Source organism: Wolbachia endosymbiont (group A) of Pogonocherus hispidulus (assembly GCF_964028195.1).
Taxonomy (GTDB): Bacteria; Pseudomonadota; Alphaproteobacteria; order Rickettsiales; family Anaplasmataceae; genus Wolbachia.
The window spans coordinates 336,262-362,101 of the sequence record NZ_OZ034750.1 but is presented as its reverse complement, the minus strand read 5'-3'; the positions used below and the strand labels follow the sequence as shown (position 1 = coordinate 362,101).

The 25,840-nt window shown below is 35.3% G+C and carries 26 protein-coding genes; 8 read left to right on the top strand and 18 right to left on the bottom strand.

Going from position 1 to position 25,840, the window contains the following annotated elements:
• Nucleotides 1-182 precede the first annotated feature (182 nt).
• Complete coding sequence (locus ABWU58_RS01725; protein WP_353283419.1) at nt 183-1,478, bottom strand: Na+/H+ antiporter NhaC family protein; 1,296 nt, start codon at nt 1,476-1,478, stop codon at nt 183-185.
• A gap of 211 nt (nt 1,479-1,689) precedes the next feature.
• Here ABWU58_RS01725 and ABWU58_RS01720 point away from each other — a divergent pair, with 211 nt between their 5' ends.
• Nucleotides 1,690-2,613, top strand: a complete 924-nt coding sequence (locus ABWU58_RS01720; protein WP_353283688.1) for an RluA family pseudouridine synthase — start codon at nt 1,690-1,692, stop codon at nt 2,611-2,613.
• A gap of 7 nt (nt 2,614-2,620) precedes the next feature.
• On the opposite strand, the gene ABWU58_RS01715 is transcribed toward ABWU58_RS01720, so the two are convergent.
• Complete coding sequence (locus ABWU58_RS01715) at nt 2,621-3,883, bottom strand: MFS transporter (protein ID WP_353283418.1); 1,263 nt, start codon at nt 3,881-3,883, stop codon at nt 2,621-2,623.
• A gap of 208 nt (nt 3,884-4,091) precedes the next feature.
• On the opposite strand from ABWU58_RS01715, the gene ABWU58_RS01710 reads away from it, so the two are divergent.
• Nucleotides 4,092-4,748 (top strand): glycoside hydrolase family 25 protein, encoded by a 657-nt coding sequence (locus ABWU58_RS01710; protein ID WP_353283417.1) that lies wholly within the window; start codon nt 4,092-4,094, stop codon nt 4,746-4,748.
• A 90-nt stretch (nt 4,749-4,838) separates the two neighbouring features.
• Here the strand turns inward: ABWU58_RS01710 and aspS are convergent, their stop codons facing one another.
• Nucleotides 4,839-6,641, bottom strand: a complete 1,803-nt coding sequence (aspS, locus tag ABWU58_RS01705) for an aspartate--tRNA ligase (RefSeq protein WP_353283416.1) — start codon at nt 6,639-6,641, stop codon at nt 4,839-4,841.
• Nucleotides 6,642-6,837: 196 nt separating this feature from the next.
• On the opposite strand from aspS, the gene ABWU58_RS01700 reads away from it, so the two are divergent.
• Both ABWU58_RS01700 and ccmA read left to right on the top strand, forming a co-directional pair.
• Complete coding sequence (locus tag ABWU58_RS01700) at nt 6,838-7,269, top strand: hypothetical protein (RefSeq protein WP_353283415.1); 432 nt, start codon at nt 6,838-6,840, stop codon at nt 7,267-7,269.
• A 3-nt stretch (nt 7,270-7,272) separates the two neighbouring features.
• Nucleotides 7,273-7,896 (top strand): heme ABC exporter ATP-binding protein CcmA, encoded by a 624-nt coding sequence (ccmA, locus tag ABWU58_RS01695; protein WP_353283414.1) that lies wholly within the window; start codon nt 7,273-7,275, stop codon nt 7,894-7,896.
• A 1,467-nt stretch (nt 7,897-9,363) separates the two neighbouring features.
• On the opposite strand, the gene ABWU58_RS01690 is transcribed toward ccmA, so the two are convergent.
• Complete coding sequence (locus ABWU58_RS01690) at nt 9,364-10,575, bottom strand: hypothetical protein (RefSeq protein WP_353283413.1); 1,212 nt, start codon at nt 10,573-10,575, stop codon at nt 9,364-9,366.
• A gap of 272 nt (nt 10,576-10,847) precedes the next feature.
• Between ABWU58_RS01690 and ABWU58_RS01685 the strand changes: the two genes are divergently transcribed.
• A complete protein-coding gene (locus ABWU58_RS01685) occupies nt 10,848-11,633 on the top strand; it encodes an enoyl-ACP reductase (protein WP_353283412.1) in 786 nt (261 codons plus the stop codon).
• Here ABWU58_RS01685 and secD read toward each other — a convergent pair.
• The 4 genes from secD to ltrA form a co-directional block, all read right to left on the bottom strand.
• Nucleotides 11,630-13,147, bottom strand: a complete 1,518-nt coding sequence (secD, locus tag ABWU58_RS01680) for a protein translocase subunit SecD (protein WP_353283411.1) — start codon at nt 13,145-13,147, stop codon at nt 11,630-11,632. The two genes, ABWU58_RS01685 and secD, sit on opposite strands and share 4 nt — an antisense overlap.
• A 420-nt stretch (nt 13,148-13,567) precedes the next feature.
• Nucleotides 13,568-14,284, bottom strand: coding sequence for an IS4 family transposase (locus ABWU58_RS01675; protein ID WP_353283687.1), 717 nt, complete (start codon nt 14,282-14,284; stop codon nt 13,568-13,570).
• A gap of 199 nt (nt 14,285-14,483) precedes the next feature.
• Nucleotides 14,484-14,711 carry a hypothetical protein gene (locus tag ABWU58_RS01670; protein WP_353282963.1) on the bottom strand — a complete coding sequence of 76 codons (228 nt, stop codon included), beginning with the start codon at nt 14,709-14,711 and terminating at the stop codon, nt 14,484-14,486.
• Nucleotides 14,712-15,190: 479 nt separating this feature from the next.
• Nucleotides 15,191-16,300 carry a group II intron reverse transcriptase/maturase gene (gene ltrA / locus ABWU58_RS01665; RefSeq protein ID WP_353283410.1) on the bottom strand — a complete coding sequence of 370 codons (1,110 nt, stop codon included), beginning with the start codon at nt 16,298-16,300 and terminating at the stop codon, nt 15,191-15,193.
• A gap of 705 nt (nt 16,301-17,005) precedes the next feature.
• On the opposite strand from ltrA, the gene ABWU58_RS01660 reads away from it, so the two are divergent.
• Both ABWU58_RS01660 and ABWU58_RS01655 read left to right on the top strand, forming a co-directional pair.
• A complete protein-coding gene (locus ABWU58_RS01660; protein WP_353283409.1) occupies nt 17,006-17,140 on the top strand; it encodes a hypothetical protein in 135 nt (44 codons plus the stop codon).
• Between the two features lie 290 nt (nt 17,141-17,430).
• Complete coding sequence (locus ABWU58_RS01655) at nt 17,431-18,708, top strand: hypothetical protein (RefSeq protein WP_353283408.1); 1,278 nt, start codon at nt 17,431-17,433, stop codon at nt 18,706-18,708.
• A gap of 173 nt (nt 18,709-18,881) precedes the next feature.
• Here ABWU58_RS01655 and ABWU58_RS01650 read toward each other — a convergent pair whose 3' ends face one another.
• The 10 genes from ABWU58_RS01650 to ABWU58_RS01605 form a co-directional block, all read right to left on the bottom strand.
• Complete coding sequence (locus tag ABWU58_RS01650; RefSeq protein ID WP_353283407.1) at nt 18,882-19,061, bottom strand: hypothetical protein; 180 nt, start codon at nt 19,059-19,061, stop codon at nt 18,882-18,884.
• The gene (locus ABWU58_RS01645; protein WP_353283406.1) at nt 19,058-20,038 is read right to left on the bottom strand and encodes an SGNH/GDSL hydrolase family protein; all 981 of its coding nucleotides are present in this window, start codon (nt 20,036-20,038) and stop codon (nt 19,058-19,060) included. Before ABWU58_RS01645 ends, ABWU58_RS01650 begins: the two co-directional genes overlap by 4 nt.
• A 207-nt stretch (nt 20,039-20,245) precedes the next feature.
• Nucleotides 20,246-22,189, bottom strand: a complete 1,944-nt coding sequence (rpoD, locus tag ABWU58_RS01640; RefSeq protein ID WP_353283405.1) for an RNA polymerase sigma factor RpoD — start codon at nt 22,187-22,189, stop codon at nt 20,246-20,248.
• A 123-nt stretch (nt 22,190-22,312) separates the two neighbouring features.
• Nucleotides 22,313-22,639, bottom strand: coding sequence for a cation:proton antiporter subunit C (locus ABWU58_RS01635; protein ID WP_353283404.1), 327 nt, complete (start codon nt 22,637-22,639; stop codon nt 22,313-22,315).
• Nucleotides 22,636-23,055, bottom strand: coding sequence for a Na(+)/H(+) antiporter subunit B (locus ABWU58_RS01630; RefSeq protein WP_353283403.1), 420 nt, complete (start codon nt 23,053-23,055; stop codon nt 22,636-22,638). The genes ABWU58_RS01635 and ABWU58_RS01630 overlap by 4 nt, the downstream gene beginning before the upstream one ends.
• Nucleotides 23,048-23,575 carry a DUF4040 domain-containing protein gene (locus ABWU58_RS01625; RefSeq protein ID WP_353283402.1) on the bottom strand — a complete coding sequence of 176 codons (528 nt, stop codon included), beginning with the start codon at nt 23,573-23,575 and terminating at the stop codon, nt 23,048-23,050. The genes ABWU58_RS01630 and ABWU58_RS01625 overlap by 8 nt, the downstream gene beginning before the upstream one ends.
• 1 nt (nt 23,576) lies before the next feature.
• Nucleotides 23,577-23,864, bottom strand: a complete 288-nt coding sequence (gene mnhG, locus ABWU58_RS01620; RefSeq protein ID WP_265026105.1) for a monovalent cation/H(+) antiporter subunit G — start codon at nt 23,862-23,864, stop codon at nt 23,577-23,579.
• Nucleotides 23,865-23,870: 6 nt separating this feature from the next.
• Nucleotides 23,871-24,116, bottom strand: a complete 246-nt coding sequence (locus ABWU58_RS01615; RefSeq protein WP_320109922.1) for a monovalent cation/H+ antiporter complex subunit F — start codon at nt 24,114-24,116, stop codon at nt 23,871-23,873.
• A gap of 28 nt (nt 24,117-24,144) precedes the next feature.
• The gene (rpoZ, locus tag ABWU58_RS01610; RefSeq protein WP_353283401.1) at nt 24,145-24,552 is read right to left on the bottom strand and encodes a DNA-directed RNA polymerase subunit omega; all 408 of its coding nucleotides are present in this window, start codon (nt 24,550-24,552) and stop codon (nt 24,145-24,147) included.
• Between the two features lie 60 nt (nt 24,553-24,612).
• A complete protein-coding gene (locus ABWU58_RS01605; protein ID WP_010081926.1) occupies nt 24,613-24,909 on the bottom strand; it encodes a helix-turn-helix domain-containing protein in 297 nt (98 codons plus the stop codon).
• Nucleotides 24,910-25,344: 435 nt separating this feature from the next.
• Between ABWU58_RS01605 and purE the strand changes: the two genes are divergently transcribed.
• Nucleotides 25,345-25,836 carry a 5-(carboxyamino)imidazole ribonucleotide mutase gene (gene purE, locus ABWU58_RS01600; RefSeq protein WP_353283400.1) on the top strand — a complete coding sequence of 164 codons (492 nt, stop codon included), beginning with the start codon at nt 25,345-25,347 and terminating at the stop codon, nt 25,834-25,836.
• Nucleotides 25,837-25,840 lie beyond the last annotated feature (4 nt).

Genomic DNA, 25,840 nt, shown 5'->3' with positions numbered 1-25,840 from the left:
TTTTTAAAGACATGCGATGCACGTAGTGCGAAAAATTAAACATGAGACGCCAAATACCCTAAGTTTTTTGTCATTAACCTGCACAGATTGCGAAGATAAATAAATAGCTTCAGCTTTATGATAAAGGGGCTGGCGGAGTTTGTCAAGTAATTCTGTTCCTTATGGGTAAAAAAAGAGAAACTCTAAGTTGCAGCCGCACGATGTTTCTCTTTTCTGCTGTTGATGATTATTTCGCCTATTGTAACTGCTGCTAAAATAAAGCAGTAATATACCTGTGTTAATAAAGAAATAGGTGATACAGAAGCTATACTTCCTGCTAGCAATAGTTGGGAACCATAAGGTAAGATACCTTTTGTAGCACAAGCAAAAACATCTAATAAGTATGCACTGCGGTATGGTACAATATCGTGTTTCTGTGCGAGTCTTTTTGCAATGCCACCACTTAGTAAAATAGCAATGGTATTATTGGCAACTAAGGTAGTAAACATAGACGCAATTCCTGCTATCACAAATTCAGCTTTAGTTTTTGTGATATTGCTTTCATCGATGAGTTTATGCAACGCTTTTTGACCTTGTTTGTACATTATATGGCTCAACCCACCGATGAATAGAGCAAATATCACTATTTCGTTTACTTTTTTGAAACCGTCATACATGTCATGAGAAAATTGAACGATGGCATAGTCAAAAAAAGCTATTCCTAGCACACCAGCAATAATTATGTTTACAGTTATTGTTACTAAAGTGGTGACTTCAAGCAGCCCCATGATTATTAAAGAAATATAAGGAATAATTTTTATTATAGAATAATAATCTAAATTTGATATAGAAATAATTTTTGTACTACTTGAAATCACTGCCAGATAGGTGAGTGTTATAATACCTGCAGTAAATGCAACCTTAGAGTTTATTTTAAGTTTATCTTTTGCTGAAGCTCCCTGTGAAGAAACAGATGCAATGGTGGTATCAGATATCATCGAAAGGTTATCGCCAAATACAGCACCACCTACTACAGTTGCAGTTCCTATTTCAAGACCAAAAGCTCCACTTTTTGCCAGATTAACAGCTATAGGCACCATCAGCGCAACAACTCCCATAGATGTGCCAATTGCAGTTGAAATAAAAGCAGAAGCCAAAAATACTCCAGGCAGCAGTAATCTTGCTGGAAGGAAATTAAGAATTAAATTAGCAACAGTGTCTGCGCTACCAATTGATTGAGTAACCGCAGAAAATGCTCCAGAAAATAGAAAAATTAAACACATAGTAAGGGTGTTTTTGTCACCCATGCCCTCGATAACAGTATCGATGTTATGCTGAATCTTATTTGTACCACGTGAGACAGCAAAAAATAGTGCTGGTAATAAGCAGATTACTGGTGAAACCTGATGAAGTGGATTATCAGTTCCGATAAAAGAAAAATAAGCACCACTTCCAAGGTACAAGATTAAAAAAATAATCAAAGGGACAAAAGCTGTCATTTTACTGTACCTCAAACTTACGACTATAACTAATTAAGTGGTTTTAAGCAAGCCTGGTTTCACTAGTTCTACACGGAAGTTGATAGCAGAGTTTTAAACTTCATATTTAATCTACTAAATAAATAGCACATGTAGCCGAAGAGTTTATATCTTGTGCTATACTTTATTTTATGTCATGCAAACAGCTGATACTAGCATACATCCAAATAAGATAATGGAGAATATAAAAACCATATCAGTAGAAGACGATAACGTTAGGCTAGATAGGTACATCAGAAGAATTTTTCCTGATCTAAAGCAATCTGTAATTGAAAAATCTTTAAGGAAAGGGCTAATCAAAGTTGATGATTGCAAAGCAAAGTCCAGTGATAGAGTAAATTCTGGGCAAACTATAACGCTGAAGCACTTGAATTATATTGAGAACGCTAATTCTGATCGCAAATATAATGAAAAGTTAGTGAATCTACTAAGAGAGAACATATTATATGAAGACGAATATATACTAGCTATAAACAAACTCGCAGGGGTCATCGTTCAAGGTGGCGTAAAAGTAAAGATTAGCATTAGTGATTTGCTTGACCAAATAAGAGAGGGAGAAACATTTAAAATTGTCCATAGGCTAGATAGAGATACGAGTGGAGTGATAATATTCGCACGCAATGCCAATGTTGCGAGATATCTTATGGAAGAATTTAAAGGACGAAGGGTAAAAAAAACTTACTTGGCATTAACTTCTGGCATACCGAGCAAGGATAGTGGAACAATAGACTATCCATTGGTGAAAAAATATGTTTCAGGTCAAGAAAAAGTGGTCGTTGATGAAAATTCACCTCAAAATGCCACTACGCATTTTTCAATTATAGCAAGGTTAGAACATAATGTCGCTTATTTAAAATTACAACCAATTACCGGTAGAACCCATCAGTTACGTGCACATTTAGCTCATATAAATTGTCCTATTCTTGGTGACGGTAAATATGGTGGAAAAAAAGCTTTTATTGATGGGGTAGCAAATAAAATTCACCTTCATTCGCATTCTTTATCTTTAAAATTACCAAACAATAAAGAAATCACTATTACCGCTCCTATCCCTAAGCGCATTGAAAAGTCTATTGAAGCGCTATTTTTCGACTGAAACGATTTCACCAATCAACTTTTCTGTCTTTGGCTTTGATTTGAAGCACAGATATTAGGCTAATTAATGCGCAGGTAGTAAGATAAATACCTGCTGCAAGTTTTGTTTCGGTTTTTTCTATAAGCCACATGCATATGGATGGAGAGAGGCCACCAAAAATTCCTGCAGATATGTTGTGAGCTAAACTGAAGCCGGTGCACCTAACTTTCGTTGGAAATAACTCGCAGACAAGAGAATTATATATTCCAAAAGATGCACCTATCGGTACGCTTATCAATAGAAAAGTGAGCGTTACAATATAGTGGTTATCATATGATAATAGCGAAAGTGCCGGCAAACCGGCGCAAGCTAAAGCTACTAATGTAGGAATCATTACATTTTTTCTTCCAACTTTATCAGACAGTATTGCAAACAGCACTGCAGACGCTCCAAATGTAATTTCAACTATAATCCTTACTACATTTTTAATATTGATGCCTGAGAGAATAAGTTCTTTTACAGATATGTTGTAGAACATGATTGCTGAATAAACGATTGCATTTTGGGCTATACCAAGTCCAATTGCTATCACAAATGCTTTTTTATAGTCCCTGATTAATTCTAAAAATGGAGAATGAGATAAGTTTTTATTTTGATCGTGCACTTTATATGCTAAGCTCTCTTCCATTATATATCTTATTAAAAAACCTATCATGCCCATAACAGAGCAGAAATAGAAGAGCAACCTCCAGCCCCAGATTTCATAATTTTCACCTGTAAACTTTTTGCAAATAGCTATCATTATAAAACATGTAATAGAACCAAGAGCACCGCTGAAGGCTTTCATGCTACCCAAAAATCCTAGATTTTTTTTATCGCTTGAATGCTCTATTAAAAAAGCTGAGTTGATACTCGTTTCCCCACCTGCTGCCATTCCTTGTGTTATTCTACAAAGCAGAAGCAATATGGGAGAAAATATTCCTATTTCTTTAAAGCTTGGTATAACCGCAATTGCAGTAGATGATATCGAAGCTAATATTACGGAGGTCAGCAAAATTTTCCTTCTGCCGTATTTATCTCCAATGTAACCAAAAATAAATGCACCAAGTGGTCTAAATCCAAATCCAATTGCAAAACTGCCAAGAAATTTGATTGTGCTTAAATAATCACTTTCTGAAGGAAAGAAAACATTGCTTATTATGTGTGTTAAAACTCCAAATAGAGTTAACTCATACCATATAATCATGTTGCAGATTATGCCCGATAGTATTGCCTTTTGGATATTAGTCATAATCTTTCGATTTGTCGTAATCTAGTATGTTACTGTTAACCGGTATATTTGTCTACAAATAGGAACTGCTAGAATAGAGAAAATGTGTAAGCCTAGATCCATCAAAAAACTATTTGCATCTGCTTAAAAAAATAATGCCAAAATATTCATGATTTTTTAACTTTTTCTCGTTATAGAATAATTTTAATTTTTACTAAAGGAGTATTGTATGGCAAAAGGGATTGACTTATCTCATTGGAACGGTAATGTTAACTGGTCACAAGTTGCTCAGGATGACAAGAATATAAAATTTGCATTTGCTAAAGCAACTGAAGGTGGAACTTATCAAGACCCTAAATTTGAAGAAAATTTCAAAGGAATAAAAGAGAATAATGTGCAAGCTGGGGCATATCACGTATTTAGGATGACTTCAACACCTGATGAGCAAATTACAAATATTACTAATACTCTTACAAAAGCTAGCTTTGATTCTAATAAAGATAAATTAGCTATTAGTGCTACAACTGGTATTTGTGAAGGAGAAAGAACAAGAAAATGTGACAATCCTACAAACCACACTAATACGGAAAGAGCCGAAAATCTTCATTCTTTATTGACCAAATTGGATAAAAATGGATACAGCCCGATTGTACATGCTTCACCGAAAACGTGGAATAGTTACTATACACAGAAAGATCATGACTTTTCCAAATATCCACTATGGGTTGCTGATTGGAGAGACAGATCGGAGCCTGAATTACCTAAAGATTGGAAGGATGCGGGCAAAGACTATACTTATTGGAATTACACCTCTCAAGGAAGAGTAGACGGAATAGAGGGCCAAGTCCCGCTAGACCAAACTAACCAAGATGTTTGGATATCCTAAAACTATAAAGTAGTGCTAGGGTCTAGCACTACTTTAACAGAATTCAATATTCTTGTTTTTTCCCCACCTAAACTCAAGTTATATACAACTTTATTCAACAACCTTTAGAGACAACTCACATAAATGCTTATCCTCCACCTTGGAAGGGGCACCCATTAGAACATCTTCACCCTGCTGATTCATAGGAAAACAGATTACTTCACGAATGTTCGGCTCGTCAGCAAGCAGCATAACCATTCTATCAACTCCTGGTGCTATACCACCATGGGGCGGTACTCCAAATCTAAATGCACGTACGAGTGCACCGAATCTTGTATCAACTTCTCCCCGGCTATAACCTGCAATGGCAAAAGCTTTATACATGATATCCAGTTTGTTATTACGAATCGCCCCGCTTGACAGTTCTATTCCATTACAAATGAGATCATATTGGTAAGCAAGGATATCGAGTGGATTCTTTTCCTCTAAATCTTTCAGACCACCGTGTGGCATGGAGAATGGGTTATGAAAGAAATCGATTTTTTTACTTTTATCGTCATATACAAAATAGGGAAAATCAATGATCCAACAAAACTTGAAGATATTGTCATCTATAAGACCTAATTCTGACCCCAAAAGAGTGCGTACTTTTCCTGCAATTGTTGCTGCCTCATTCTCTTTGTCAGAAGCAAAAAACACGCTGTCTCCAGGCTTTACATTCGTTATTTCTCTTATGTGGTTTAGCCTATTGTCATCGAGGAATTTAGCAATCGGTCCTTTCGCAGTTCCATCTTTATCAAACGTTATATATCCAAGACCCTTAGCACCGAATTCTTTTTGCGCATGTTCTATCTTTTTATCAAAGAAGCTGCGTGGTTCCTCTGCTGTCTTAGGTGCAGGGATGGCTCTCACTACCATACCACGCTCAATATTGCTTTTGAAAATATTGAACCCTGAATCACGGAAAATTTCTGTAACATCGCTGATTAATAGTGGATTGCGCAGATCTGGCTTATCAGAACCATATTTGAGCATTGCTTCTTTATATGTAATACGTGGAAAATCTTTATTGACAGACTTACGAGAAAATTTAGCAAACACTTTATATAAGGTAGACTCAATAATCTGAAAGATGTCTTCTTGAGTCACAAAAGACATTTCAAGATCTAGCTGATAAAACTCTCCCGGAGAACGGTCAGCCCTTGCGTCTTCGTCACGGAAACACGGTGCAATTTGAAAGTATTTATCAAACCCTGAAACCATGAGCAATTGCTTAAAAATCTGTGGAGCTTGCGGCAATGCATAGAATTTACCAGGATTTAGTCTGCTTGGCACCAAATAATCACGTGCACCTTCAGGAGATGAAGCAGTAAGTATTGGAGTCTGAATTTCCAAAAACCCTTGCTCTATCATGAGTTTGCGGAGTTCTGCAATAATTTGTGAGCGCAGAATAATATTGTTGCGGGTGTTTTCTCGCCTTAAATCAAGAAACCGATATTTAAATCTCATATTTTCTGGGTATTCTTGTTCGCCAGCAATGCTCGCTAATATACTTCTCTCTTCTTTCGCTATTTCTTCATCAAGATGGAACTCGACTTTCGATTCAACGTGCAAATTGCTAACTACAACCTCAATTTTCCCGGTTGCGATAGAGGTGTTTACCGTACCTTCAGTTCTAGCTTCAACTATTCCTGTAACAGTAATTACACTCTCCAATTTTAAATTTGATATCTCATCAAAAAAGTCTTTGTCATTATTAAATACTAGTTGAGTGATTCCATAGAAGTCTCTTAAATCAACAAAGATTAGGTTACCGTGATCGCGCTTACGATATAACCATCCAGAGAGGGTAACTTCCTTTTCTACGTCGTTCTTCCTTAATTCTTCACACGTGTGAGTTTTATAGCAATTCATATTTGTTTCACTTCTAAATTCTTTAAAAAGTATAGAAATAAACCTTACTACATACAAGCCCATTCGTCAGATATTTGTCCAATTTACGAAATAGAGCAATGTTGTTTTTATGCTGTCTTTACTCACACAAAAATTGCACAATTTCTATAATTATGGTATAATGGTAAGGGTGTTTTCAATAAACTAGGTACGAAAAATGTCTTTCAAGCATATCCTCATATATGGCATAACGTTACTTATTGGGATTAAGATATTTCTCCTTTGTAGGAAAAGATACAAAAAGCGCATTAGAAAGGTCGTATTTTTCAAGAAAGCCCTTAAAGAAGATTGGGAAGAAGACAGGGAATATAATGAATTGTATCGAGCAAAGAAGCAAAAAGAGTTGCTGAAACGTCAAGAAATACTACACGAGAAGCAAAAAGATATACAGGTTTACAAAGAAGATCCAGAAATAGTTGACATAGCAAAACCGGTAGGTAAATGGACAAAGATGGTTATGAGGGGTAATGGTTTAATGCAGCGTTTTGCACAATTGATACATAGAGAAGGCGGACAGAAAGGATTTTGGGAGCTGTTTGTAAAAGCTCAGGCTTCAACTCAAGGTAAACATAAGGGAAAGGGCAGATAATCCATGCTTGAATGTGAAAATTTATCCTGCACTCGTAATAACAAAGTATTATTTAAACATCTCAGTTTTAAAGCTGAGCCAAAATCAAAGATTCTAATCACTGGTCCAAATGGTAGTGGTAAAACCAGCTTAATTAGAAGTTTATCTGGACTTTTACCGCCGGTATCAGGCAATATAAGGCACTGCGGAAAAGACATATATGATGATCCAAAATCCTATATACCTTCCATGGTCTATATAGGCCATAAGAATGCCTGTAAAGATAGCTTAACTGTTGCTCAAAACATAGAATTCTGGGCAGGAATACGAAATACTAGGGAATTGATTGTGGCAGCTGTTTGTTGTTTGCAGTTGCAACCTGTACTTAATATTAGATATGGCGAACTTTCTGCAGGCTGGAAAAGGAGAGTTGCGCTTGCTCGCCTCTTGATTTCTAATGCAAATGTTTGGTTGATAGATGAACCATTTTGTAATCTTGATAGTGCAACGTGTGAATTAATGCTGAACCTAATCTCAATACGCTCTGAGCAAAATGGTATAGTAATTATTACAGGGCATAGCTCTACAGAGCAATTGTGTGATTTTACAACGATCGATATACGCGATTTCAATAGACTTCTTGTATAGTTTTTGGCAACAACCGTTAGAAACGAAAAAACTTACTTGACAAACTCCGCCAGCTCCCTTATCATGAGACTGAAGCTATTTATTTATCTTCTCTGTACAGATTAAATGACAAAAAAACTCACGTATCTGGCGTCTCATGTTTAATTTTTTGCACTATGTGCACCTTATGTCTTTATCAAACTTCTACCTACATAAGCTGAAACGCGCTTATAAAGCGTTTAAAACATAAAAAAACGCCAACTTAAAAAATGGATAGTGAATAACTAGCTACCCTAGGGTTTCTTTTGCCTTTTTTTCTGTTTAGTAAATTTCTTAACGTTTATAATTTAGATTAGTTGCGGTTTAAAAGCAACTGAATCGCGGTTATTAAGTGTTTAGAATAAAAAAACGCCATACTTGAAAGTATAATGTAAGTAATTAGCCAACCACGGGGCTTCTTTTGCCTTTTTTTTCGTTTGGTAAATTTCTTAATGTTTATAACTAAACGACAACCGTCATACCGCTACTTGTTAGCGGCTGAGATACCGCGAATGAATCGCGGTATGACGGTGTAGATGATGGTTAAGTATTCCGCTACGTGTTAGCGGGATCTAGAGATACCGCGGCGGTATGACGGTTCGCGGTGGCATGACGATTCGCGGTGGCATCCTCGTCATCCCGCTGCTTGTTAGCGGCTAAGAGATACCGCGAATGAATCGTGGTATGACGGTCTGCGGCAGTATGACGGTTCGCGGTGGCATCCTCGTCATCCCGCTGCTTGTTAGCGGCTAAGAGATACCGCGAATGAATCGCGGTATGACGGTTCGCGGTGGCATGACGGTTCGCGGTGGCATCCTCGTCATCCCACTGCTTGTTAGCGGCTAAGAGATACCGCGAATGAATCGCGGTATGACGGTTCGCGGTGGCATGACGGTTCGCGGTGGCATCCTCGTCATCCCACTGCTTGTTAGCGGCTAAGAGATACCGCGAATGAATCGCGGTATGACGGTCTGCGGCGGTATGACGGTTCGCGGTGGCATCCTCGTCATCCCGCTGCTTGTTAGCGGGATCTAGAGATCAACTATGTTTTTTTAAAAATTTTTTATTTGTGTAATTTTGCAACTTCATATGGGCAATACGAGAAATGCTTTTCTCTAATTTTATGTTTTTTGCAACATTGTTGGCGGAGTAATAAGAAAAGCTCTGCAGAACTTTTGCCCCGATATCAATTCGGCTATTGATTTTGTTTTTCAGCACCCGGGAAAACCTTACTTGGGTTAGCTATATACAGCATATTTATAAGTATAATAAGATTATATTAAAATTTACTTACTTATTGATATGCTTAATTAGGTATAGACAAAATGTCATATAGGATGGCTTTGTTAGCTGCTTTAGGTGGTGATAAATGGATAGTCAAGCAAAATTGCATTTGTAACTTTGCTTGACTTGTCCGTTTTTTTTATATCTTTATTACAATCGCAACCTCTAGCTTTGAGTTATACAGCTTGCTGCATTGGATGGAAGTAGAGAAGAACCAAGATTACTGCTTGGTCGTGCTGGAAGTTCTGGATACAATCTTGACTGCTCAGAGGAATTTTTCTCGTCGTATGGTGGTGCCGAAGGTTCTACCTTATAATTCATCTCACAATTGCCAGAAAGATCTATTAAATCGCCTACTTTTGTTTCTTCTTGTTCTAATTTCTTCACATCTTCATTATTAGTTGCCTTATCCATGCATTTTATTGGTTGTTCTATATAGTCTTGCATTTCCTTTTCAAAACTTTGCTCATAGCGTCTCTTTATTAGATGAGCCACACCTGCTGTTGCATATAATGCAACGGCGATTGATAACATAATTGGTACTATATAAAAAAGTGTGATGTCAATCATAGGAAATAAGAAGCTAGGTCGTGGTCCATGTTGTACTCCCATACAAAACATGCCAAGACACATCACTGAAATACATGGTATGAAAAAGGCCAGAGACGCAGAAAGTACTAGTGTATTTTTCACATTTCTTACTCTTATAATTTTTTTCACTCTACTATTAAGACTCTGATATGTTTCCCCAATATCAGTATTATCCTTAACATAAGCTGTTAGCTTTTTTTCCATTATCTCTATAAGCTCACTATTTAGTATAGAGAAATATTGGGATGGATAAGAATTTGATTTTGTTTTACCACCGTTAAGAAGGTTTGTGATGTCCTCTTTATATAACTCGAGTTTTTCGATCTCAGATGAAGCTTTCGTTATTTGTTCGTCTATTTTATCTATAGCAAGTGCTTTAGCCTTTTCACTGTGCATTTCTACATTATTTAAATTAGTTCTATCTTCTTGTAATTTCTTTTGCTTGTCTTGCAGATCTTTTAAATCTTTATCCATTGCATCTTGCAGCTTTTGATTTAGTTTATCCAAATCATCTTTGGCTTCTTGAAGTAAATTTTTATGAGTGAAATATCTTAATAAAATAGGTAGAGTTAAAGGATCTTTTTTATGAGTAAAACACAAAGCATCCAGAGTAACACTATCAGGTATTATTTCTCTTGGCAGAGTTACAGCGTATCCTGAGATCAGATCTGCTAGGTACTTTTCTTTATCACCATCAACTGACCTAAGAAATTTTTTGTTACTAAATATCTCAGCTAGTGCTTTCGTATCCCAGCCACTAGATTGTTTTATAATATCACTTAGCATTGAAGCCTCACTAATTATTTAATGCACATAGCTTAACACTATTTTAATAATGTGTCAAATTAATGAAAGTATTAACTATATTATTTAATTAATAAAGCTTTATTTTTTTAATAAGGAGCAATCTAAGATAGACGGCTGTTAGAAACTCTCATTGCTGCCCTTTTGTTAACAGTGGTATTAGACTTCAAGTTACTGCAAAAAATGTTTTAAACATAGTGATATCTTGACTTTATCTAGTTAATACTCCAAATTATAAAAAAACAGATAGTTCTATGACGACAAGTCTATTACAAGGCAAAAAAGGATTAATAACCGGAATAATAAATAAGAGATCGATAGCATACGGTATAGCAAAAACTCTCTCAGAGCACGGGGCAGAACTTGCAATCACCTACCAGAATGAAATAATAAAAGAAAAACTATCACCAATAGCAGATGAATTAAATGTGGAGCTAATATTACACTGTGATGTTTCAAATGAAGAAATCATAGATAACGCTTTTGAAATAATAGAGAAAAAATGGGGTGCTCTTGACTTTTTGGTGCATGCAATAGCATTCTCCGATAAAAATGAGTTAGATGGTAAATATGTCAATACTTCACTGAATAACTTCCTCAATGCAATGCATATATCGTGCTATTCTTTCACTGCTTTAGCGCAAAGGGCTGAAAAAATGATGTCAGGTGGTGGCAGTTTACTTACTTTATCTTATTATGGCGCTGAAAAAGTTATGCCAAATTATAACGTTATGGGTTTATGTAAAGCAGCCCTTGAAGCAAGTGTAAAATATATAGCATGTGATCTTGGACCACAAAATATCAGAGTAAATGCCATTTCCGCTGGTCCAATCAGAACTTTAGCATCTTCTGGAATAAGCGATTTTCACTTCATATCAGAATGGAATAGAAATAATTCTCCGCTCAGACGCAATGTTACAATAGAGGATGTTGGCAAGGCAGCGCTATACTTATTAAGCGACTTAAGCAGTGGCACTACTGGAGAAATTTTGCACGTCGATTCAGGATATAACGTTGTGGGAATGAAGGTGGTTGACTAACAAAGCACTAGTTCCTTCGGGTTCATACACAACTCTATCAGGAGTTTTGTGACTGTGATTGCAGAAAACATCGAACATAAAATTCCTATTGATAAAGTGACAGAAAAGCCTCTAATTGCTCCGCTGCCAATAATGAACATTATTCCTGCAGCAATTAATGTAGTGATATTTGAATCCAGTATTGTCTTTATAGCGTTTTTAAACCCTTCTTCAATAGCACGCACTGTTCTCTTTCCCGATTTAATTTCCTCACGAATTCGCTCAAATATGAGAACATTCGCATCAACTGACATACCAACAGTAAGTGCAATACCAGCAATTCCAGGTAAAGTTAGAGTTGCTTCAAGCAGAGTGAGAATTGATAATATAAGAATTACATTAGAAAAAAGCGCAACAGAGGCCAATACACCTAATTTGCCGTAAGTGATGATTATAAATAAAGCCACGGCTATAATAGAGATTGTTGCTGCCATTTCCCCTGCTTTTATTGATTCTTCTCCAAGGCTTGGGCCAATGTTTTTTTCTTCAATTATTTTAAGTGGTGCTGGCAGTGCTCCAGATTTTAAAAGTATTGCAAGTTCGCTTGCTTGTTTTTCAGTAAAATTACCGCTAATTTCTCCCTCTCCATTTAAAATTGGCTCACGTATTGTAGGTACTGTTAAGACTGTGTTATCCAGAACAATTGCAAAAGGTTTCCCCACATTTTCTTTAGTGATTTTCGCGAATCTTTTACTCGCTATGCTGTCAAATTTAAAATGCACTGTTGGTTTACCTAAGTGACCAAATCTAACTGATGCGTTAACCAGCGAATCGCCACCTATTTCAGTTTTGCGGAATATTGGATAAGAATTACCTAAAGAATCCTTGAGCATGACAGTAGTTTCATGATCTATATCCTGCACCTTGGCTATGTTAGTGTTTGCCAAATGAAAAGCTAGTTTAGCAGTTTTGCCAAGCAGAGATTTTATCTGCTTGGTGTCTTCTACTCCAGGCACCTGCACTAATATTTTATTCTGCCCTTGTTTTTGAACGCTGACTTCCTTTGTGCCAAGTTTGTCCAAACGGCGCTGGACATTGTTTATTGATTCTGCAGCTACTTCACTGATCAAAGAATTTTTATAATGGGGTTTATACGAAATGAGAATTGAAGAATCTTTTCTATTTAGCTCTAAATTTGGATTTATCGCATTAATCAACACAGATGCTTTTTTATAATCATCAATATTATTTAAAGTTACAATTACTTGTTCGCTATTTTGTACGTTAGATTCAATATTTTTTGTTAGCAATGTCTCTTTTATCTCACCTGCTAGCATGCTTAGCTTTTCCTTAAAATAGAAGTCTAAGTCTATGTTTAAAAGCAAAGATGCCCCTCCTTTCAGGTCAAGGCCTAAGTTTATTCTTTTTTTCGAAATAAAAAGCTTATTATCAAAGAAATTTGGCAGTGTTATGTATAAAGCAAGTAAACAGATGCATAATACTGAAAAAGATTTGACTATAAGCCTGTTGTACATAAGTTGTAGGTTTAAAATTGTAATAATTGATTGTAAGTTAAAAATAGATTTTTGTAAAATTCTCTATTGTCCAAATAACCTATCCAAGTAGCTATAGAAACGAAAAAACTTACTTGACAAACTCCGCCAGCCCCCTTATCATGAAACTGAAGCTATTGTATTTGCTTTCGCCAATCTGCAGATTAAAAGGTAAGGATTACTTAATGTATCGGCGTCTTATGTTCAATTTTTTGCAGTATATAGATACCGTATGTCTTTACAAAACTTCATCTACATCTAGATTTTTATCTAAATAAGCTGAACGCGCTTATAAAGCGTTACAAGACATCAAAAAATGCCAATACTCGACAGAGATAGTAAAGGACTAGGGAGAGTAGACCGGCGGAACTTCCCCACCAGTCTCCATAAGTGTTGAAAGTATCAAAAATGGCGTGATATAAGATGATCGACAACATGTAAATTACCTCCTGATAGTAAAACAATTGAGCGTATAAAAGAATCATTAAGATCTAGTGTAAATTGCAATAATGCCATTTTAAATCCATGTAAATTGTTTTTAATTTTATAAACGAGAAACAGCAGGGCTGTAATAATAATCATATAAATATATACTTTCATTCCGTTCATGCTATGGCTCAAAAAGTGTTTATATCCAAGGTTTTGCTTTATAAATTTGAAGAATACTTCTATGTCCCACCTTCGCCTATACGCCTGTGCAACATCATAAGCAGGCATCGTAAACAAGTTAGTTAAAAACCATATTTCATTTCCTGCCTTGTTTTTGATTTTTATCAAACGTAAGTTATGCTTTTCTGCAATTTTGCCCTGTGCGCGATAAAGATTAACTATTATATCTTCTAAAATTTCTGATCCATCTTGCTGTTGTCCTTGAATAACTTTACTCCTACTTACAACATCATGCTTTCTGCTTGTTTCAACTCTTGTTATAAATTTGTATTCCTTCTCATCAAACTCAGCAAAAGTTCCAACCTTTCTGATTCCCCTATCAAATAGCAAAATATCCTCTTTTTTAACTTTTGCTTCGTTGATTGCCCTTACCAGTGCTATGTCTTCACTACCTTCTTCTTGCCCTTTACAAAACCTTATACTTGTTGGCAATTGTCCTTTTAATCCCAGACTTACTTTGACTTATTACTTTGGTTACCTAACTTTAGTCCATCTTTTATAAGATACCCTGATAAATTTATGATTGTTGAATCAAATCTATGTAAATCATGTGACGTTTTTTTGGGCAACAATTTTTCAACTTTGTTTATCAGATCAATATATACTCCCTTAAAATAATCAGAACTTTTAACCTTTTCGACAAGCCACTTTATGTGACTGTACTTTTGTCATCATTTTTATCTATCACACACCTGTTTATTACCATTGCTAATGCTCTTAAGCTTGTTTTCTGACCCATTAATATTAACTTCATTAAGCCTTTAAATATGATTTTGCCCACTAACTTAGTATTGCATTTATCTATCTCACTTAATTTTCCTAGCCTTTCCAAATCCTTGTCTTTAATTAAGTTTAATATGCCTTCTATTTGATCCATTATTGCCTCCATTTTTCTGCAATAATAGCTCTTTATATCCTTTTTGTATTACTTTCAACACTTATGCACCAGTCTCTCGCAGAACCTTACTATTACCCACAAATATAAATGTTTGTTGCATAGCTCTTAATGGCATAACTTTTGCTTGAAATAACTGTTTATATGGTGCAATTTACAGCTTTTAGTTGCTAAAATTATAACTCTTAGTTTAATAATTTTAATCCAATAAGCTTTCAGGTTAATAAAATTAAATTATTTGAGTAAATACAATACTATGTTTTTATTTGTGGGTAATAGTAAGTCGCAGAACTGTGCATGAACCTCGCGACTCACACAGCTCCCATTATTCAGCCTTTTGTCCCAAACCTAATGTCCAGTGGTAGAAAGTGTCTGGTCCTTCTTTTCTCATTTTTCCTAGAAGTTGCCTTGCTAGTCTTCCATGAGTTTGAAGTTTCTTGTACTTTCTTCTTGCCCACTTTTCAAGTTGCCGCTCTATGTTCTTCAGAGGTTTGTATATCTCTATCCTGTAAAACCTGCCATAGCCAGCCTCTGACTATTGGGTTTACCTTCTTCGATATTTCCTCCAAAGTTGTTGATGTTTGCCTGTGTATTCTCCATGACCTTATGATTTGACTAATCTTCTTCTTGGCTTTGTTGCTAATTGCAGGTAGAAATGAGACAAAATAGTTTCCTATTTTATTGTTCTTTGCCAGTCTAGGTCTGAACGTGTAACCCAGAAAGTCAAAGCTCTGTGTTGGAAACTCACCTCTCCTACTGTCATCCTTACAATACACTATTCTTGTCTTTTCAGGATTTAACTTTAGTTTGCATTGTGCCAATCTTCTTTCGATTGCCTCCCTCATATAGTCTGCCTGTCTCTTGGTTTTGCAGTGCACTATTGCATCATCTACGTACCTCTCAAATGGTATTGTGGGGTAGTTTTGCCTCATCCACATATCAAATGCATGATGCATAAATATGTTAGAAATGATTGGGCTTACAGAACCTCCTTGCGGAACTCCCTTTTCCCTAACTACCTTACTGCCATCTGCTAGCTGAATAGGGGCTTTCATCCACCTTTCAACATACAGTATAATCCATTTGCAGTCTGTATGCTTCTTGATAGCTTGCAATGCCAATTGGTGGTCCAAATTGTCGAAAAATCCAGATATATCAAGATCTATCGTCCAATCGTACCTCCAGCATCTTTTGCGTGCTGTATCTACCGCATCCAGTGCTGATTTATTTGGTCTATAACCATATGAATCTTCGTGGAATTTTGGCTCTACTAGCGGCTCAAGATACATAGAAGCAGCCGTTTGCCCTATCCTGTCGAACACTGAAGGAACACCTAAAATTCTTTGTCCTCCTCCCGTATCTTTCGGTACTGCTACAGCTTTTACAGGCTCTGGAAAATAACTTCCGGATGACATCCGATTCCATAGTTTGTATAGATTGTCTTTTAGATTTTCCTCAAACTTTGTTATCGAGACCTCATCTACACCTGCCGCACCTTTATTTTTGGATACTTGTTTATAAGCTTTCCAAATCAGTTGCTTTGGTATATCAAAAGACTTTGTTTTATTCATTAATTCCTCCCATTACGGTTAACAAAACAATTAAAACTAAATCCCTTCACTCCATTTCCATTACAGAAACTCCTTCGCTACTACGCGCCCCTGTTTTTCGCATCGGTACTCTCATCCTCAGAGATCAGCTCTTTGGACTTCTCCCTTATCATCGAAACGACAGGTTCCCGTAGTTCCATGCAATAGCCTAAAATAGATTCACGCCACCTCTATGCCGCTACCCAGTAAACAAGCTCCCGGTACCAGGTTAACGACTACCCCCTGGTTTTGACGTCGTCTCTACGCTTTCGACACTTCATCAGTGGTTCACTTGCGTTCGTCTCTCTATTTCACACATGACACATAATTGTGCCTTTTCCATAACGCTCACTACCTTACCAAAGCAGCTTATGGCTGTTTGAAGCCTGCTCTTGCAAACCGGTTCGAGGGGCCCACCCTCATCTATTGCGTAGCTTTTGCACTTAGTTTGCTCTTACTTGAACATTCTTTGTGTCTCTACTGCACACCTAACTCGGGGATTCTTTGTCTTTTTTTCTGCTTAGTAAATTTCTTAAACATTTGCAGCGTAGGTTAGTTGCAATTAAAAGCAGCTAAATCTTGCTTGTCAAGCGTTTAAAACATAAAAAACGCCAATATTTTAAAGCAGATAATAACCCCAGGGCTTCTTTTGCCTTTTTTTTCGTTTGGTAAATTTCTTAAATATTTATGGCTAACATGAACTGGGCAGTGCGTGACGCTATCCAAGATGATGTCATTCCAGTCTGGAATCTAGTTCTTATTGTACATTTACTTGGTGTAGAGTTAAGTTTCCTGGATCCCAGTGTCTGGGCACTGGGATGACATCATAGGGGCACTGGGATGACACCTTGACAATTTGAAGAACCGTCATCCCACTACTTGTTAGCGGGATCTATGCTAAGAAATACCGCGGCGGTATGACGGTTCGCGGCGGCATGACGATAACCTCGTCATCTCACTGCGTGTTAGCGGGATCTGGAGATACCGCGGCGGTATGACGTAGGGAAATCTTACTTATTATAGCTATAGTTCTACATGAATTACAAAAGTAATATTTACTAGATCTTAATATTTTAGATCTATATTTTAATAAATAATGAGCTGTAATTAGTATGAATGATCCATTTAAAAGTGAGAACTATAAAAAAAATCTCGACTCCTTGATAGAAGCTATAAAGCTGAAAAACATTGGTGAACAATATAATAAAACAGTGAGGGATTTATCCCAGACATTAGAGAGTTTTACAGATAAAGCAGAAGATGTAGCTAAGTTTGTTATATGTAGTGACTTGAGTAATTATATAGAACCGGTGAACAAAAAGCCATCAGGGTTTTTTGGAATATTCAAGGAAACATTTAATAAAATCTTGGGAAAAGATGCTTCAATTCAGGATAACGATATAAGAAATTTTGCTAATGATAAATTGCCCAGTCTTGCTGAAAAAATAACATTCGAATACCTAAATGTTTTAAAGAAAATTTCAGATTTAGAGCAAAGTAAAAAAAATCAGGAGGAACATAGATTGTATGGAGTGAACTTAGAGGATAGAACAGCGTCAAAGCAAGAAGAAAATCCTTTATATGGGCTACAAGCAGGAGATTCAGGCTATGGAAGTTCATTAAATGAAGAGCATGAATATGAAGACATATCAAATTATCAAGAGAAGAAGAGTAAAATTTTAATAGAAAATTCGCAGAGTTCAAAATCGCCCAAAGAAGAGCCAATTTATGCAACAGTTTCTAAAGAACATATAGAAGCAAAAAGAAAACGTAAGCAGAAACAACAACCTCAATCCCTCGTACTACCAAAACCACCAAAACCACCGCAAGTGCCAAAAAAAATGTTTACTACTGGTCAAGAAGTTAGACAAGAATCGAAAGTGGTAGTCAAAGATAAACCTGCAGTACTGCCAAAGCCTAAAAATCTAAGCCAAAAAGTAAACACAGAGCCAAAAGTAGTAGAAGTAATTCTTAAAAAATCAGCTGAAAGAGTACCACTAAAATCTGAAAATCAAGACAATAGGAAATCAGCACAAAAAGCTGCTGGTAAGGCGATACCAAAAGTAGCAGCAGCTACTATGAAAGGAGGAGCTAATCGCGAGATGGGCAGTAAAGTAAAGGCATTAAAAGAAAAATTTGAGCAAAATCAAGTAAAAGGAAATGCTAATGTACGGCTTGCTGAAAGCAAAACCACCCCAGCAGCACAAGCGGATATCGGTGTGAAGAAAAAACAATCTCATTCATTTCCAACAGAAAATAAAAGATCTGCAACGAAACACATAACAGCAAAATCTGATCCAAAATCTCATGTCAGCAAAAATCCTCCTTCCACACAAGTAAGTGTTAAGGAAATGGTTGCACAAATTGAGAAAGGAAAAGGAGGAAGATAGTAACATTTGGGAAAAAAACATATGTGTCAAGTCAAGAGATTGTGAGCAGACTTAGGAAATTATAGCTAAACTGACTGTATCTGTTCAGAGGAGTGGCTAATGTGCAAATATTGAAGCAAAGTGCGTGACTCACAGCTGTACGAACATTGCAATATGGCACATAGTAAACGATGTCATCCCAGTGCCCAGACACTGGGATCCAGTTTTCCATATAATCTCATCGAAAATGTTGTAATCACTTTCTGTGCTAGTTTGCTTGTGAACAAGCAAACTTTTCTGGTTCCCAGTGTCAAGCACTGGGATGACATCATAGGGACACTGGGATCTAGGGAATGTTCAAAAAACTGTGTCAAATCAACTCATACACTTCATTACCAACTTCATGATGAAGTTCTGCAGTTGGATGGAAATAATCAAAAAAGAAATAATCCTTTAGTGTTTCTTCGCTACACCCAGGGTTATAGTGAACGTCAAGTTCCCCTTTAAATATCAACTTTAAGAGTATTTTTATATTTTTTTTAAATCTCCCAATTTGGTCTGCAATGTTCGATGTGCATGCATCTTGACAATTTAAACCTTTGCTCTTGTATTCGCCAAGCATATTTTTCATTTTAGAGTTAAGATCAAATGCTTTGATTTCAAGATCTGTACTTTTCTTCATACAATCTAAGCCATTAGCCAATTTTGCATTAAAACTCTCTGTGAGCTTTGTAGCTAGTTCCCTTGCTTCTTCATCTCTATTAAAAGCTGGTATTGAGCCAACTTCAGGTGCGTTTGCAACAACTACATGCTTAACACCATGTTCATTTAGAACCTTAAGTGCATTACATATTTCACTCACTGCTTGTTCCAACACTTCTTCCGCTTTAGTATCGTCATAAGCAGTGGCAACCATAACATCATTTCCGCCGATCATGATGCAAAACAAATCTTCTTTACCTATATCTGGATGATGTTTAATTACCGCATCTAGCTGGTTAGCTAAACGAAATTTATTGAAGAAATAAGAAAAAATAGGGTCAAAAATTTCAGACGCTGTTGCACATGAAACTGCATAGTTTTGACCTTGCTGTTCGTGGCATCTACCAAAAAATGAATAACTCCACCCAGGTTTAAATTCGTCTAAATCTAAATATTTTGCTACATATTCAACAGCAGTAGGGCCATTGCTAAAAGATCCTCCTTGATAAAAAGGGTCATCAAACTTTACGCTTTTTGCAAAGGATAAGTTATTTAAAATTCCAATGATTGCGCCATTATCAGATAAACTATCACCCAGAACATAAAAATTTCTATACTTTGAATTAGAATTGTCATTTTTGTTTGTCATAATATTTACCGTAGATTAGCATGTTGTTTCATTAGATTCATAAAAAAAAATAGCGGTGCAACTTTTTTATAACCCCCATTTTAAACTTTATTGTGTATTTCCTTCATATCATACCTTTTTGAAAAAACGTTTTATTTTAAAAACGCTCTGACTTTTTCTCCACTTTTTCCGGGCAAAATCAGTTTCTTCTTAACTTGACACGTATACTTAAAAGAACCCTCTAAGTTTTCTAGCGCGGCTTGGATGTTTCAACTTGCGCAGTGCTTTTGCCTCTATTTGCCTAATTCTCTCACGTGTTACATTAAAAATTTTTCCTACTTCTTCTAAGGTATGTTCCTTCCCATCTTTACCAAGGCCAAAACGCATTCTTAGAATTCTTTCTTCCTTTGGTGTTAAAGTTGCAAGAACATTGGTTGTAATGCCACGCAAGTCAGCAAGTATTGCAGCATCCTCTGGTCTGGAAACGCGCTTATCTTCTATACAATCACCGAAGGTACTACTATCATCTTTTCCTGTTGGAGCTTCAAGACTTACTGGGTCCCTTGCTATTTTCATAACTTTGCGTATTCTTTCCAGTGGCATTGTCAGTTCTACACTCAATTCCTCTAACGTCGGCTCTCTTCCCATCTCATGAGTCATTTTTCTTAATGCTCTGTTGATTTTACTGATAATTTCCACCATATGAACTGGTATTCTAACTACTTTAGACTGCTCAGGTATTGCCCTAGTGATTGATTGTCTTACCCACCAAGTGCCATAAGTTGAAAATTTATATCCACGTTTGTAATCAAACTTATCCACGGCCTTCATAAGACCAATATTGCCTTCTTGTATCAAATCAAGCAGATCAAGGCCTCTTTTTGAATACTTCTTAGCAATGGAAACTACTAGCCTTAAGTTAGCCTTAATCATCTCTTGCTTTGCTTCAGAGACTTCTCGTTCGTGTTTTTGTATTCTCCTGATTAGCTCCTTAAATTCTTGCACGTTATCTTCTTGTATATGCTGCTTAATACCGTTCAAGGTACTAGCTATATGTTCAGAGTTATCGTCTATAAACCTTAAAAATTTGTTTTTTAATTCACCTGTAAAAGAGGACTGATTTTCATTGATCTTTAAAAGACTTATCTTTTTCAATTCGTGCTTTAAAAGCACGTCATCATAAACTTTATAGAAACTTTCTCTATCAATATCGTATTTTCTAGCCTCAGCAATAAAATTAGCCTCTTCAAGCGTGATGGATCTATTTATCTTATAAAGTTCTTGTGTAATTCTGGCAACAGCAGCAGCACTTAACTTAATTTGTAATGCTATAGACCATATTTGATTATATAAATTCTCTAGTTCATCAGAGGAATCTTTAGAATTTTTTCTTAATACCAATGCTTCATTTGTTAAAGTAATTATCTCATCCAATGCAACTATGACCTTTGGCAATAAGTCACTTTCCATTTCAAGAATAGAAACATTTAAATTCGCTGAATTTATATCTTCATTATCACCGTCTTTCTCATCATCACTTTTTTTACTATCTTTCTCATCATCACTACAGCACTCAGCATCTTCAGAAACATCCTCAGAATCCTCAACATCTTCAGCACTTTCTTCACTCTCTTCTTTGGGTACCACATTAAAATCAGAGTTATAAATTGCATCTAGATCTATAATTTCTCTCAGTAAGAGAGCTCCACTACTTAAATCATCACGCCATACTTTTATCACCTTTAATGTTACTGATGTTTCAATTATTGCACGTAACATGTTATGCTTTTCAGATTCAATTTTTTTTGCTATCTCGATTTCATCTGCCCTTGACAAAAGCTTTACAGAGCTCATGTCTTGTAAATAAATCCTCACTGGATCATCATTTTGTACTAAAGTTGCAGTAACATTTGGCGATGTGTCATCATCATCAAGTTTACTATCATCACTGTTGGAAGGAATATCTTCTTCATCTTCGCTACTTTCAAGCACATTAATTCCGGAGTCCTGCAATAAAGATATAGCATCATCTATAAAGTCAGACGAAAAATTTTCATCTGATAATTTATCATTTATATCATCAAAGGTGATCAAACCACCTTTTTTTATACTTTTAGTTACAAGATCTCTGATAATTTTTTTCTTATCTTCTGCATCATTAATAGTTGACATCATTACCTTTATAGTTTATAATTTTATTTCTTATTAACAAATAAACTTACAACGAGCAAGTCTATAATTTTACTTTTAACTTGTGGCTATTTGTTACTTCATATAGTTTAAGATACTGTTAATTTATGTACACTTGTCTTGATCAATTGTTCCATACTTTTCTTCCATTTTTACTGCTATGGACAATCCAACTGAAAATGTTGCAATTCCAACCACTATAGCAGTAAGCATTAAAACATGGGGTATAGGATTGCTATATGAATAAAAATTTGAAACCAATATAGGAGGCAAAGAACTTTTTATATACCCTAGAGATATATAAAACAACAAAACAGATGCTTGGAAGACGCTTACCCCTATCATTTTCTTGATTAAATTTTTATCGTTTATAATAATATATAAACCTAGCACCATTAATATAATAATAATTGTATAATTATATAAAGTCATTGTTTTTTCCTACGAGCAAAATTTATATATATAATTAACATAGAGGAGCAGACAGTAAATACTACACCTAATTCCACCAAAAAAATACCCAATTTTTGACCGGTTCTATTATTGGCTGACAAGATATCGTAAGATAAAAAATTTTGGCCAAGTAAAGTTGTTGCAACGCCCGTTCCTCCATAAATTAAAATACCTAACACGTTAATCAATCTAATCACAGAATAAGGTATTGCTTTTAGAGTTGTAGATACACCAAATAGCATTGAATATAATATTATCCCGGAGGCAATAATTATTCCTGCTTGAAAACCTCCACCCGGAGTGTAATCACCATGAAATTGTATGTATAAACCAAATAAAATGATAAAAGGTATCATCAAAAATGTTACTGCATTTAATATCGGATCTTTAATCATTTTCTTTTTCTTCTTTTAATATCAACGTTATACAAAGTGCAGCAGTAAAAACTACTATAGTTTCTCCAAACGTGTCATAACCACGAAAGCTTGCCAAAACAGCTGTCACTATATTAGGAATACCGGTAACTTTTTCGGTATTTTCCACATAATAAGGAGCAACATGCAAGTGGATCGGAGCATTGTGGCTGCCAAAATCTGGCAATTGAATCATAAAATATGACAAACATACAGCCAGAAATAACATAAAAAAAAGCGTTATAGGGTTATGAGATAGATTTACTTTATGATTCTTTATCAAGGAGAGTGCTGCAAACGTAAAAACCGTACTGAGCCCCGCACCAACAGAAGCTTCAGTAATTGCAACATCAGGTGCATTCATAATTAAGTATATAAGCGCAATAAGTGAACTAAATACACACATTAGAACAGCACTTACGACTAAATGTCGCGAGAAGACTATAAAAACCGTAACTGTTAGTAACAACAAAAGTAGCACTACATTTAATATTTCTAACACCTTAACCTTCTTTAACAGTTTTTTTCTTAACTTTATAATAAGTGCGCGCTAAAATATAGCCATTAGTTGAGCTAGCTACCCATATTATAAGAATTAATAATATTATTTTAACAGTATTGATTGAAAATCCATTCTGCAAAGCAAAACCAATTAACAATAACGTTGCACCGCTAGAATCTGTAATACCTGCTGCATGTAACCTAGTATAGAAATCAGGAAATCTAATTACTCCCACACTTGAAATGATTACTAAACAAATGCCTAAAAATATAAGAACGGATCCTATCATAAATTATTAAAACAACATTAATCTCATTAGTGCTATAGTTGATATAAAGCTAACGCTAGCATACAACAATGCTATATCAATTAAAAAAAAATTATTCAGAATGATTGATATTGCTGTTATGAGCACAACTACTTGCGTTGAGAAATTATTGAACGCTAAAACCTTATTGTACACATCACTTGACTTAGACACTATGCGGCACAACATTACACTCATACAGAACAACAGTGTATAGATAGCAATGTGAATCATTTAAAGACTATGTAACTTCAGTAGATTTCTAAACGGATACTTCTTCATCGCCATCTTGATCATTTATTTCATCATCTATTTCACCATCCACTTCATAATCTTGGCTTTCTTGACTTGCATCAAGATCTGTGTTATCAGAAAAATTTAATAAATTCGCTAGCTTACTTGTATTACTGCTGTAAACATTATTCATATTTCCTTTCATGTACTCCTTGCATCTACCTACCAAAAGGTTAAACAGCTCATGAGTATCCACCTGTTTTTCTGCTATTTCATGTAAGGAAACTATGGTATTTTTATGGTCTTTAAACTGAGCTGTTTGAACTGGATTACTTGCCCCTGTATTTAAATCATGTGTTCTTTGACTTGCCAATAGAACCAATTTGAAACGGTTACTTACCTGTTCTGTACACTTTTCTACAATAGACTCAGCCATAAGATACTACCTTAATAAGTTTTATACTATATCACAAAAAACAAGTTGTCAACTTTGTATCTATTGCGATTCAACTTCATGTTTTACTTTTTCTGCCTCAGATTTTATTTCTTGGCTTTCTGTCATCGTGATTGTTATTTCATGATCAAGTTTTTTTAGAAATCCTAACAATCGCTCTAAAGAAAAACCATCTATTTTACCATTTTTAATTTGCGATACCTTTGGCTGATCAATACCAAGTTTCTCAGCTGCAAAAGCCTGAGTCCAAGCATTTTTTTCTATAATTTTATTTATTATATAAAGCAACTTTGTTTTTATTCCTGCACTGTCTAAGTTATTTAACGATATTATTTCCATAATTTTTACACTCACATATCAATTAACTTTATTAAACATTATAACATAATATTTAATATATCAAGATATTAATATCATATAACTTGTCAATAATTATATGATATCAATATTTAAAACTTTAAGTTGATTATATATTAATATTTTCATCAAGTTTCTAGTAATTTTAAATTACTATTTTACCATCAGCCTATCTGAAAAAACCATTTATAGAAAGAACAAGCTAAAATTACAAAGCTTGAAATACAAAAATAATTATTTTATAAATTTATCTTACATAAGAAGTTTATACTCTATATCTTAATATAGATATTTATTTAAATTTTTAAAATTTCTATTTTAACGAGAATTCTATATATTCTATTTATAATATGACTTAAATATTTGTTGCTTTTTAGCTGGAACATTATTTAGTTAGTAAGTAAAATTGTGTTGAATATGACAAAAATAAAAAAAGATGTTGCTGTTATTATGGGAAGTGAGTCAGATTACACCACTATGGTCCATACCGTCGATATGTTAAAAGCATTAGAAGTTTCACATGACATATTCATAATATCTGCACATAGAACACCAGAAAGGCTCTTCAATTTTGCTAAATCTGCACAAGAAGAAGGTTTTAAGGTTATTATAGCTGGTGCAGGAGGTGCAGCTCATTTACCTGGTATGGTTGCGTCATTAACTTGTTTACCAGTTATCGGCGTTCCTGTGCATAGTAAACAATTAAATGGGCTGGACGGTCTACTCTCTATAGTTCAAATGCCAAAGGGTGTTCCAGTTGCAACCATGTCTATAGGAGAAAATGGAGCATATAATGCTGCCATTACCGCCGTATCTATATTGTCAATTTCCAACAGTGAAATTGCAGGTAGGTTAAAAAAGTGGAGAGAGAGACAGACCAAAGAAGTAAAAGAAAAACCAGTTTCATAATAAA